Origin of the sequence: Dethiosulfatibacter aminovorans DSM 17477 (genome assembly GCF_900142005.1) — a bacterium.
GTDB lineage: Bacteria > Bacillota > Clostridia > Tissierellales > Dethiosulfatibacteraceae > Dethiosulfatibacter > Dethiosulfatibacter aminovorans.
In genome coordinates this window covers 70,155-82,294 of the sequence record NZ_FQZL01000007.1, presented here as the reverse complement: position 1 = coordinate 82,294, position 12,140 = coordinate 70,155, and the positions used below count along the sequence as shown (strand labels likewise).

Annotated in this window: 11 protein-coding genes; 9 read left to right on the top strand and 2 right to left on the bottom strand. The window is 43.2% G+C overall.

What is annotated here, in order from left to right:
• Positions 1 to 10 precede the first annotated feature (10 nt).
• Genes kamA through kamE form a run of 5 tightly spaced genes read left to right on the top strand, consistent with a single transcriptional unit; the run spans position 11 to position 6,303 of the window.
• Positions 11 to 1,303 carry a lysine 2,3-aminomutase gene (kamA, locus tag BUB05_RS05620; protein WP_073048431.1) on the top strand — a complete coding sequence of 431 codons (1,293 nt, stop codon included), beginning with the start codon at positions 11 to 13 and terminating at the stop codon, positions 1,301 to 1,303.
• Positions 1,304 to 1,324: 21 nt separating this feature from the next.
• Entirely contained in the window at positions 1,325 to 2,335 is a 1,011-nt protein-coding gene (gene kamB / locus BUB05_RS05615) for a lysine 5,6-aminomutase reactivase subunit KamB (protein WP_073048428.1), read from the top strand.
• Between the two features lie 17 nt (positions 2,336 to 2,352).
• Complete coding sequence (gene kamC, locus BUB05_RS05610) at positions 2,353 to 3,981, top strand: lysine 5,6-aminomutase reactivase ATPase KamC (RefSeq protein WP_073048426.1); 1,629 nt, start codon at positions 2,353 to 2,355, stop codon at positions 3,979 to 3,981.
• Entirely contained in the window at positions 3,971 to 5,542 is a 1,572-nt protein-coding gene (kamD, locus tag BUB05_RS05605) for a lysine 5,6-aminomutase subunit alpha (protein WP_073048738.1), read from the top strand. Before kamC ends, kamD begins: the two co-directional genes overlap by 11 nt.
• On the top strand, positions 5,527 to 6,303 hold the full coding sequence (kamE, locus tag BUB05_RS05600; protein WP_073048423.1) for a lysine 5,6-aminomutase subunit beta: 777 nt from the start codon (positions 5,527 to 5,529) through the stop codon (positions 6,301 to 6,303). The genes kamD and kamE overlap by 16 nt, the downstream gene beginning before the upstream one ends.
• A gap of 95 nt (positions 6,304 to 6,398) precedes the next feature.
• Here kamE and BUB05_RS05595 read toward each other — a convergent pair whose 3' ends face one another.
• Positions 6,399 to 6,626: a glutaredoxin family protein gene (locus BUB05_RS05595; RefSeq protein ID WP_073048421.1), complete on the bottom strand. Its 228-nt coding sequence runs from the start codon at positions 6,624 to 6,626 to the stop codon at positions 6,399 to 6,401.
• Positions 6,627 to 7,062: 436 nt separating this feature from the next.
• Between BUB05_RS05595 and BUB05_RS05590 the strand changes: the two genes are divergently transcribed.
• On the top strand, positions 7,063 to 7,800 hold the full coding sequence (locus BUB05_RS05590; RefSeq protein WP_073048418.1) for a transposase: 738 nt from the start codon (positions 7,063 to 7,065) through the stop codon (positions 7,798 to 7,800).
• 92 nt (positions 7,801 to 7,892) lie between these two features.
• Here BUB05_RS05590 and BUB05_RS05585 read toward each other — a convergent pair whose 3' ends face one another.
• The gene (locus BUB05_RS05585) at positions 7,893 to 8,726 is read right to left on the bottom strand and encodes a PHP domain-containing protein (RefSeq protein ID WP_073048415.1); all 834 of its coding nucleotides are present in this window, start codon (positions 8,724 to 8,726) and stop codon (positions 7,893 to 7,895) included.
• A 199-nt stretch (positions 8,727 to 8,925) separates the two neighbouring features.
• On the opposite strand from BUB05_RS05585, the gene BUB05_RS05580 reads away from it, so the two are divergent.
• The 3 genes from BUB05_RS05580 (at position 8,926) to BUB05_RS05570 (ending at position 12,134) form a co-directional block, all read left to right on the top strand.
• Positions 8,926 to 10,653 (top strand): LytS/YhcK type 5TM receptor domain-containing protein, encoded by a 1,728-nt coding sequence (locus tag BUB05_RS05580; protein WP_073048412.1) that lies wholly within the window; start codon positions 8,926 to 8,928, stop codon positions 10,651 to 10,653.
• Complete coding sequence (locus BUB05_RS05575; RefSeq protein ID WP_073048409.1) at positions 10,631 to 11,401, top strand: LytR/AlgR family response regulator transcription factor; 771 nt, start codon at positions 10,631 to 10,633, stop codon at positions 11,399 to 11,401. The genes BUB05_RS05580 and BUB05_RS05575 overlap by 23 nt, the downstream gene beginning before the upstream one ends.
• Positions 11,402 to 11,552: 151 nt before the next feature.
• On the top strand, positions 11,553 to 12,134 hold the full coding sequence (locus BUB05_RS05570) for a DUF8052 family protein (RefSeq protein ID WP_073048407.1): 582 nt from the start codon (positions 11,553 to 11,555) through the stop codon (positions 12,132 to 12,134).
• The last annotated feature ends 6 nt before the right edge of the window (positions 12,135 to 12,140 follow it).

The following is a 12,140-nucleotide window of genomic DNA, read 5'->3' as shown; positions in this document are numbered from 1 at the left end:
GGAGAAAAAAATGGCATATTTTAATAAGATAGATTTATGGAAAGATGTAACACAGGCAGAATGGGACGATTGGAAATGGCAGGTGAAAAACAGGATTACAGATGTTGAAACCTTGAAGAAGGTAATAAACATCACCTCACAGGAAGAGGACGACATCAATGCGGTATTGGAGAAGTTCAGAATGGGAATAACTCCATACTATGCTGCACACATGGACAAGGACGACCACAGATGTCCAATCAGGATGCAGGCCGTTCCTACAATAGCTGAAACATTCATCAGCAAGTCCGACATGGTTGACCCTTTGCACGAAGACGGTGATTCTCCGGTTCCGGGACTTACACACAGATATCCGGACAGAGTGCTCCTTCTCTTGACAGACCAGTGTTCAATGTACTGCAGGCACTGTACAAGAAGAAGATTTGCAGGCCAGGCAGACCATGCAATGCCAATGGAAAGAATTGAAAAGGCAATAGACTATATCAGGGAAACACCACAGGTAAGGGACATAGTTCTTTCAGGCGGAGATGCACTGCTTATATCCGACGAGAAGCTCGAGTACATCATCAAGAAGCTCAGGGAAATACCACATGTTGAAATCATAAGGCTTGGAACAAGAACTCCGGTTGTTATGCCTCAAAGAATCACAGATGACCTTTGCAACATGCTTAAGAAGTATCATCCGATCTGGCTGAACACCCACTACAACCATCCAAAGGAAATAACTCCTGAATCAAAGGAAGCAATCAGAAAGCTTGCCGATGCGGGAATACCTCTAGGAAACCAGTCGGTACTTCTAAGGGGAGTAAACGACTGCGTATTCGTAATGAAGGACCTGGTTCACGAGCTTGTTAAAATCAGAGTAAGACCATACTATATCTACCAGTGTGACCTTTCCCTTGGAATATCGCACTTCAGGACTACAGTTGGAAAGGGTATAGAGATAATCGAGGGACTGAGAGGACATACTTCAGGATTTGCAGTGCCTACATTCGTTGTTGACGCACCGGGCGGCGGCGGAAAGATTCCTGTAATGCCTGACTACGTGATGTCGAGAACAACCCACAAGCTGGTGCTAAGAAACTATGAAGGCGTTATAACAACATATACAGAGCCTGCAGAGATGGAAGAACTTGAATGCCAGTGCGATGTATGCCAGGGCAGGAAAACCAGCCACCTTACAGGAGTAGCATCACTGCTTGCAGGTGAAATGCTTAACCTCGAACCAACAAATCTTGAGAGAAGGAACAGGACGGAGAAACTCCATAAGAAGTCCGAAGAGAAGGAACTTGCCAAGCACTAAAATTCAAGTAGGAGGCTGACTATGAGACTGATACACAATCTGAATGAAAAATACACCTCGGTTTCCATCATCGGACTTGCAAAGAATGCAGGTAAGACGGTTACCATGAACTATCTCATAGAGGAAGCCTATGAAGCGGACATTTTACTGGGACTTACCTCCACCGGAAGAGACGGAGAACGGACTGACCTTGTTACGGACACTGACAAGCCTGAGATCTTCGTCTCGGAAGGCACCATCATCGCCACTGCAAAATCAACCCTTGAAATGGGCGATGCAGGACTTGAAATTCTTGAAAGCACGGAATTCACAAGTCCCATGGGCAATATCATAATCTGCAGGGTGAAGGAAGAAGGATGCGTCCAGATAGCAGGTCCGGTGAATTCAAGGGACATGATGAAGGTGAAGGACAGGATGCTGGATTACGGCGCCCAACTTGTACTCATAGACGGAGCAATAGACAGAAAGGCTGTCTCGTCGCCGCTCATTACGGATTCATGCATAGTGTCCACGGGAGCTGTAATAAGCAGGGACATCAAAAAGGTTGTTCTGGAAACAGCATATTTCGTGGAAATCTATTCCCTCCCCAAGGTTGAAGATGAAAGACTCGAGGAACTCAGGGAAAGTTTGGACAGGACATGCATTATAGACAGGGACTACAAGATAGTCTATCCTGAGATCAAGACTGGACTGGGTAGAGGAAAGACGCTGACAACCTATGTGGATGACGATACAAGATACATTTATATAGCGGGAGCGGCAACAAGTTCCATGCTAAGGGACCTGACAAACGGGAATAGGAATTATGAAATAATCATAGAAGACGGAACCAAGGTGTTCTCCGACCGATTCAGCTGGAACGAATTGAGGAGGAAGGGCCTGAGGGTCAAGGTTCTAAACAGCATAAACATAGAAGCTGTAACAGTCAATCCTCTTTCTCCCTACGGATACAGCTTCGACAGCAGCGAACTTACTGAAAGAATAAGTGGATGCCTTAAGGAGATCAAGGTATTTGATGTATTGGCTTTATGAAAAAAGGGGGCGAATGAATGAACTTGCTTGCTGACAAAAAGGTTTATGAAATTCTGAATATGGAGGTTCTCCTGGACAAGATCAATCCCCTTTCACCTTATGGTATGAAGGAAAAAAGGGAGATGAGGTCATACAGACCTGGAGACGAAGAAGCCCTTGAAAGGGAATACGACCTCATGGACTATCTTGAAGTGCATTATACAAGCAAGAAGCTCTTTTCGGTTCTGACCCATGCCAAGGATATTTCCGAATCCATTTACAGGGCTGAGAAGGGAGAGGTTCTGACAACAGTTGAACTTTTCGAGGTGAAAAACTTTTCAATGCTTGTTGAAAAGACGAGAAGCATAATTGAGGAAAACTGTCCCTTTGATGAAATAAGGGCTGAGAGCCTTAAGGACATAGTAAGACTTCTTGATCCCGATGAGGAAGGCCTGAACACTTTTTACATTTATGACAGCTACTCGAAAAAACTGGAATCAATAAAAAAAGAAAAAAACAACCTTAACAGAAAGATTAAGGAAATAAAAACAGAGATCAAGAACAGCCTGAAAAAGGATTATGATGTAAGAATCAATCTGAAGGGAGACATATCCCTCAATAAGACAGAGGCTGAATTGATAGATAAAATGGACAAGGACTCGAGGATTTATCCATCCTCCGAATCAGGAACGGGAATTACATACTCCATAAAAAACACGGCGAAGATCGATGGAATGATAGTGGATATGAACAGCCTGAAGGTTTTGGAAGAAGAGGAAGAGTACAGAATAATGGCAAAACTGTCGGAAAAAATCGGAGAGTGCAGTGATAGATTCTACATTGGCTTCAAGGCAATAGGGAAGATAGATCTGGTCCTGGCAAAATTAAGAGAAGCAAAGGTGACAAGCTCCATACGACCTGAAATAATTAAAGAGCATAAAATAACAATAGATGAAGGGCGTCACCGCAAGACAGAAGAGGCACTCAACAAAAAAAACAAATCCTATGTACCCGTTTCAGTGAAACTGGACAGGCCGGCAACCTGCATTACGGGAGCAAACATGGGTGGAAAGACTGTCAGCCTGAAGATGATCGGGCTTGTGGCTGCGGCTGGGGCCCTGGGACTTCATGTACCCTGCAGGTGTTGCACCATGGGTCTTTCCGAAAACATCTTCATATCCATAGGTGATGAACAGTCCGTTGAGAAGGGGCTTTCCACCTTTGGAGCGGAGATACTGAATATAAAAAGAGCTTTGGAAAAAGCCGATGAAAGATGTCTCATCCTTATAGACGAGCTGGCGGGAGGCACCAATCCTGTTGAAGGATATGCCATAACAAAGAGCATAATAGGCTACCTGGCAGACCGGAACTCAATATCCGTAGTAACCACCCATTTTGACGGCGCTGCAGGTGAGGGCGTACAGAAGCTTCAGGTTGCAGGGCTTAAGGATGCGGACATGGAAGGAATAAGAAGAAATCTGACGGAAAATCCTGAAAAGGGGATGGACATAATAGGCGAAAACATGGATTATCGGCTCATAGCTGCAGATAGCATAAGCCAGGTTCCAAGGGATGCAATAAACATTGCAGAGCTCATGGGACTCCAGGAGGAAATAATTGATTCCGCCAATGAAATTTTGAAAGGAAGTGATATTGTTGAAAAGTAAACTTAACCTAAATCCTGAAATCATAGACAGCGCAAGAAATGCTGCAAAAAACATAGCTCATGAAACACAGGAATTCATAGACAAACATACCACAGTAACAGTGGAAAGGACCGTTGCCAGACTTCTGGGAATCGACGGAGTTGATGAAATAGAGAAGCCTTTGCCAAATGTATTGGTTGACAATATAAAGGAAGGCGGAGGGCTTGCCCAGGGTGCTGCATTCTGGATAGGAAATGCAATGGTCAACACCGGTCTCAGCCCCCAGGAGATTGCTGAAGGAATCAATGCGGGAGAAATAGACATAACAAAGCTTCCCATTGCCGACAGTGAGGAAATCTTCGAAAAGGTAAACGAGATAGCAAAGGAAACAACTGAAAGAATAAAGGCTAACAGGGACAAGAGACAGGAATACCTCGACACCATAGGAGAAGGACCAAAGCCATATCTGTATGTAATAGTCGCAACGGGAAATATATACGAGGACATCGTTCAGGCCCAGGCTGCCGCAAGACAGGGAGCGGACGTTGTTGCAGTAATAAGGACAACGGCCCAGAGTCTTCTTGACTACGTGCCATACGGGCCAACAACTGAAGGGTTCGGCGGAACATACGCCACACAGGAAAACTTCAGGCTCATGAGAAAGGCCCTTGACGAAGTAGGAGAGGAAGTAGGAAGATACATAAGGCTCTGCAACTACTGTTCGGGACTTTGCATGCCTGAGATAGCAGCAATGGGAGCCCTTGAAAGGCTTGACGTAATGCTCAACGATGCACTTTACGGCATACTCTTCAGGGACATCAACATGCAGAGAACAATAGTGGACCAGTATTTCTCAAGAATCATAAACGGATATGCCGGCATCATCATAAACACTGGAGAGGACAACTACCTCACTACTGCAGATGCTGTGGAGGAAGCACATACGGTACTTGCATCACAGTTCATAAACGAGCAGTATGCACTTCTTGCAGGAATTCCCGAGGAGCAGATGGGACTTGGACATGCATTCGAGATGAATCCCAAGATAGAGAACGGATTCCTCATGGAACTTGCACAGGCTCAGATGGCAAGGGAAATATTCCCCAAGGCTCCACTGAAGTACATGCCTCCAACTAAGTTCAAGACAGGAAATATATTCAAGGGACACGTTCAGGATGCGCTGTTCAATCTGATTTCAATCTGGACTGGCCAGGGTATACAGCTTCTTGGAATGCTTACGGAAGCCATCCATACTCCATTCCTCCAGGACAGGATGCTGTCAATAGAGAATGCACAGTATATATTCAACAATGCTAGGGACCTTGGGTCTGAGATAGAATTCAAGGAAGACGGATTGATACAGAAAAGGGCCCAGTCGGTACTTGCAGATGCGGAAAGCATGCTCAAGGACATAGAAAAGGAAGGAATCTTCTCGACAATAATGCAGGGCAAGTTCGGCGGAGTCAAGAGGCCCTTTGACGGCGGAAAGGGTCTGGACGGAGTTGTTGAAAAATCCGATGGATACATAAATCCGTTCGTAGCTCTAATGCTTGGAGGTGAAAAAGAATGTCTGCAGAAGTAATTGAAATGAAAAACGGCAATATAGACCTTACAAAGGTGAAGCCATACGGCGACACACTAAACGACGGAAAGATACAGTTCAGCTTCACATTGCCTGTTCCATACGGAGACGAGGCAGACGAGGCTGCCAGGCAGCTGGCAAAGAAGATGGGCTTTTCGGAGCCAAGCGTTGTTTATTCCTACGACCTTGGGGTAGGCTATACTTTCTTTACAATGTATGGAAACATAAACCACACTGTGGACTATACTGCGATTGAAGTTCCCAAGGTTGATGTGGAATTCATGGACAAGTATGGTGTTGAAGACTATATCAAGGAAAACATAAAGAGAGACGTGGTTATCATCGGAGCATGTACGGGATCGGACGCCCATACGGTGGGAATAGACGCCATCATGAATATGAAGGGCTTTGACGGACACTACGGTCTTGAAAGATACAAGGGCATCGAGACACTGAACATGGGAAGCCAGGTGCCAAATGAAGAGCTTGTGGCAAAGGCAATTGAGATGAATGCTGATGCGATACTCGTTTCACAGGTTGTAACCCAGAAGGATGTTCACATTCCAAACCTTACACAGCTTGTTGAGCTTATGGAGGCGGAAGGAATAAGGGACAAGGTGGTCCTTATCTGCGGAGGACCGAGACTCAGCCATGAACTGGCGCAGGAGCTTGGCTACGATGCGGGATTCGGCCCGGGATCATTCGCAAACCATGTGGCAACCTTCATAGTGAACCAGATAGTTGAAAGAAAACTGGCATAGCGAATTGAATTAAATATTTACAGCGAAAAACCCCTGGGGATCAGGGGTTTTTCTAAAATATATTATTTGGAGGGTGTTATTATATGAGCTGGAGTTTAGTCCAGTAGGGCATCTACCTTGTTGGTGTCATAGCCTACGATCTCGGTTCCGTCTATTACCGTAACGGGAACTCCCATATGACCCATGGCCATGAGCTCTCTTCTCGCATCCATATCGGTGGATACATTCTTTTCAGTAAAGTCAACATTCTTTGATGTCAGGTAATCCTTCATCATTGTGCAATATGGGCATGTGCTGCTTGAATAAACTTTTATATCTTTCATGGTGTACCTCCTAAAGGTTTGTTTTTGGATTTCTTTTATGGCTATATGATACCATAGGGGGGTATGGTATGCAACAGCTTTTCTCCAGATTCTTCCCAAAAAACAAAAGGGACGGTTCTTTTTGTTTTTTGGGAAATTTTGCATTTTAAGATTATTCGAATATAATCCAGTAATATCAATGGTTATGTCTTTAAATATCTGTTTGTTACTATTTTATTGCTTTGAATTGTATTTCAAAAAATCCCAAGGGGATTTTCTAAAAAAGTTGGACCGGGAAAAAGAAATTCAATGCAGTTCATTTTAAAATATTGAAAATTCAACATATGTTCAAGCTATTTTGAAACTTGCAAGGACAGATGTTTGTTTATGGTACCCGTATATGGTATAATGAAGCTATAAAAAACAAAAGGAACCGACTTTTAAAAGGAGGTGCGAAATGCCCAGAAGGAAGAGAAGAGAAAGCTCCACTGGAATATACCATGTCATGGCAAGGGGGAACAACCAGAAATGGATCTTCAAGGATGAACAGGACAAGGGAAAGCTGTACTCCATAATAAAGGAAGTGAAGGAGGAGCATCCATTCAAGATGTATGCCTACTGCATAATGAACAACCACTACCATCTCATGGTAAAGGAGGAAGAGCATCAACTGAATGATTTCATCAAGGTTATCAACCAGAGGTATGCCGCATACTACAACAAAAACAGGCATATAATCGGACACGTATTCCAGGATAGATACAAGAGCCAGCCTGTTGAGGACAATGTGTATTTTCTAGGGCTTTTGAGGTATATCCATCTCAATCCGGTGGAGGCCGGAATTGTACAGGATCCCTACCAGTACAAGTGGTGCAGCTATAAGGAGTATTTCTACGAGACGCCCCTCTTGGTGGATTCCAATTTTGTGAAGAACAATATATGCTATGACAGGGATAATTTCAGGAAGAACTTCATAGCCCTCCACAGGGGGGACGACGAGAATATTTATCTAGACATAGAGGAATCCGTAGATAACAGGAAGGAAAAGATTGCAGAAAGGATTTTCACCAATTTCGAGGGTGTGAATGAAAAGTCCGTAAAGTCACTTAAGGAAATGACATCCATGAGCTACAGGGAAATAGCCAGATACGGCAAGATATCCCTGAACAAGGTCATGAAGCTGCTAAATAGCTGAAAACGGAGATTTAGCATTATTACACAAAAGGATTTCACACAATTGCGAGAAATTCTTTATCTTTTAATTTATGGTAAAGTTATTATTTTGAATCAGTTGGCTATATTGTATTCGTAAAGAAGCTTGGAATCCCTGACACCGTACTGTCCGAGTTTTGAATCCCAGTAGGTGAATTTGCCGTGCCAGTCGGTTCCACCTGTCTTCAGCAGGTCGTTGGCTCTGCAGAAGTCTATGTATTTTCTCATTAGTGTTTCATCGTGGTAGGGGTAGAAGACTTCAACTCCGTTGAGGCCGTGAGGCAGAAGTCGTTCCATTTCTTTAATGTCAGCATTTCCTATCCTTGCCGGATGAGCGAAGGATGATACTCCTCCTGCAGCAGTTATGATTTCAACGGCATCCTCAGGAGCCCAGGGGAAGGCATTGGTCATGGGCATCTTGTATTTGCCGAAGGTGTCGGCAAAGAACTTCGGCCAGTCCTCAAGCTTAAATTGGTAACCGTCGTGTATCATTGATTTCATAAGGTCCGAGAGGTAAATGGCATCCTTGTAGGTCTTGAGTTCCTCCACCCTGTCGGGACTGAAGTCTATGACGCCGTCCTTTTTCAGCCGTGTCATCATCCCAAGGGAGAATTCCCTCAAATGCTTGTTCGTAATATTTATAAAGTCAAGAAGCTGGCTGTTCTTCCAGTCTATCATATAGCCAAGAATATGTATGGACAATCCATTGGAAAAAGTACTGAGTTCTATACCGGGTATTACCTTAATATTTCTTTTCATACCCTTTTTTATTATGTCTTCCACACCCAGAACAGTGTCGTGGTCCGTTAGGGCAAATTCGGAAACATTTCTGCTTTCTGCAATATCAAGAAGCTCGTCTATTGTATCTGTACCATCCGACAAGTTGGAATGGACGTGTAAATCTATCATTTATATCACCTCTGTTGTAGCTTGGGAAAGTTAAAAATACATATGCCTTTCAAGTTGGGATTATGTATTGACTCTTAGAAGAAAGTATATCACATTTTCCCCAAATATGACACCTGACATGATGAAAATTAACCTGTAATTTACCATGAAATCATATATAATTATTATCAGAGATAAAATCAATTAATGGAGAGACAATATGTTTAATCTTTTAACTGAACTTTCAGGCAATTTTGCAATAATACTGATAACTGTAATACTTCTTTCAAATCAGAAAATCTTCAAGCAGATGCTGCTGAAGGAAGAGACAAACCTTAGAGAAAGGGTGTTCATGGCAGTCCTCTTTGGAGGGCTGGGCATATTTGCAACCTATACGGGAGTCAACATAAAGGGGGCAATTGCAAACACAAGGGAACTGTCGGTGATATTCGGTGGATTGCTGGGCGGACCCTTTGTGGGAATTGGAGCAGGATTGATAGCGGGAATACACAGATACCTATTCGACCCCCATGGAATCTCGTCCCTTCCCTGTGCCATCACAACAGTATTTGGAGGTTTTTTTGCAGGATATATTTACATAAGGACAGAATATTACGAACGATGGAAATACGGTATCATGGCTGGAATAGTCGTTGTTACATTGAACATGGGTCTGGTTCTCCTGATGTCAAAGCCTTTTGAACTTGCATTCGACATAGTCAAGACCATATTGGTTCCCATGGAGTTTTTCAATACACTTGGAATAGCCATACTTCTGCTGATAACCGAGAACATATTCAAGGAAAAGGACCTCATGGCAGCAAAGCAGTCGGCAATGGCCCTTGATATTGCAGACAAAACACTGCCCTATTTTCTTAATCCCGACAATCAGTCATATTCGGAAATATGCAAGATAATTGAAGAGTCCACTGAGGCCGACTGTGTTCTTATGACCGGAAAGGACAGGGTCCTGGCTTCTTCCAGGGAATTCGGGGATAATCAGTATGAATTGTATCAGAGAATAATAGAGGACATAGGAAAAGACTTTGAATCTGAAAAAGTTGCGCAGATAAACAGGCTTGACAAGACATACGGCGCAACAAAATACAAGACTCTTGTTGCTTCTCCCTTCTATGAAGAGGGCAAGATTCTTGGAGAGCTTGTCATAATGTACAAGGGAAACCAGGTCATGGGATACAAGGAGGAGGTTCTTGTTGAAAGACTGTCAAATCTTCTTTCCACCCAGTTTGAGCTGATCAAGATTGAAAAGCTTAAAAGGGAGGCTTCAAGGTCTGAAATAAAGGCGCTTCAAACCCAGATCAATCCCCATTTTCTCTTCAATGCTCTAAATACAGTCGTATCCATGGTGAGATTGGATCCTGACAAGGCAAGGGACTTGATAATAAACCTCTCGGATTTTCTAAGATACAATATAGAAAGCTCCCTGAAACTTATAGACATAAGCGAGGAAATAGGTCATGTGAAATCATATGTAGGAATAGAGCAGGCTAGGTTCGGCGATCGGGTCAACATTGAGTATTATGTGGATGAAAATGTTGACATAAAGATACCCATGTTCATAATTCAGCCCCTGGTAGAAAACTCAATCAAGCATGGGATGAGGGCCAATACAACTGCCGAGGAAAATAGAAAAATCACCATAAAGGTATCTGCATACAAGGATAATTTCAATTCTGCAGTTGTTTCCGTCGAGGATGACGGCATAGGTATTTCCCGGGAAATAATCAGCAAGCTTGAGAGCGATACAATGAATGAAAAGAAAATAGGCCTTCTGAACGTACACAACAGGCTTAAACTAATATACGGTTCGGGTCTGGTAATTGAAAGGCTGGAAAAGGGAACCAGGATATCATTCAGGATATACCATGATAAAAACGAAGAATTCATTAGAACGGGGGAAAAGTATGAACTGTTTAATAATAGATGATGAAAAGCCTTCAAGGGAGGAACTCAGATATTTCATAGAAAACCATTCCTCCATAGAGATTGCAGGAGAATTTGAGAACTCCATTCAGGCGCTTAAGTTCCTGCAGGACAGCAGGGATATTGATGTCATATTCCTGGACATCAACATGCCCAATCTTGACGGAATGGAGCTTGCTAGGATAATCCACAGGTTTGAGGTGAGGCCGGAGCTTGTCTTCGTTACAGCATACAGGGACTATGCCCTGGATGCATTTCAGGTTGAAGCTTTCGATTATCTTCTCAAACCCTACTCCAGGGAGAGGATTACGGGCCTACTTAACAAACTTGAAGAAAGAGTCGGAAAGGCAAGGTCTGCAGGGGAAGTCAAATCAGCAAGGAAACCGGAAGAGGTGAAGGCAAGCGACGATGGCGGCAAAACCAGGAAGCTGTCCTTCACAAATGGAGAGAAGATACTTGTTCTAAACTTTGATGAGATTTCATGTATTAAGGCCAATGAAAGAAAGGTTGAAGTGTCCTACGGAGACGGCGAGTCCTTCACCGCAAACTACAAGATCTCGGAACTTGAGGACAAGCTTGACGATGAAATTTTCTTCAAGAGCCACAGGTCATATATCGTAAATGTGGAAAAGATAAAAGAGATTGAGATGTGGTTCAACAACACCTATATGCTTACCATAGAGGGGATGGACGAAAAAATTCCCGTAAGCAGAAGCTATGTGAAGGAATTCAAGAAGTTAATGAAGATATGAGAAGATGCAGACACGCATCTTCTTTTTTTATGCATCTCATGCAGCGGAATAGGCCTATGTATGCATTTCATGCAGAGATGTGTGCATCTCGTGCAGAAATCCACAACAAACGACAAGATAGTGCTAAAATGCAGTCATGAAGGAGGTCTTTATGGAGTATAAAACTTATCTTGAAAACGTTTCTGAGAAGCTCAGTGCAAATTTCGATTTAATGGACAATATGAAATTAGGAAATATTGAATTTGAGCTTGCAGCCAAATCACATATAAGAAATGAAAAATATATTGCTACAAAGCAGACTGTGCTTTATGCATATGAAAACAACGAATACTGCTTCTTCAAGACGGTGGAAGATGTAAGCTTCAAGGAAGTGGACAGGGTATTCAGTACCATCAGGAAGTCGGCTGAAGATTTTGTAGAGCCTAGTGAAGAGCACATGACAACAACATTTACAGGAATCATAGTGACGCAAAAGCCGGTGGATGAGGAAACCTTGGAGAAAGTAAAAAAGCTTAAGTATCAAAAATCCTTCAAGTTCGGACTACACGGCTGGATTTCCATAAGGCTCATTATAGTAGAGCTTGAGTCGGGCAAGGTGACCACAAGCCGCGAGGCAAAAAAGGTGGCAAGATTTTATGAACCGCATGAAGGCAAGAAAAGAGATGGAAAATCGACTGTTTTGAAGGCCATCGGAAAAATGCCATTAGTCAAGCTTCTGTCATATACCAAATGATGATTC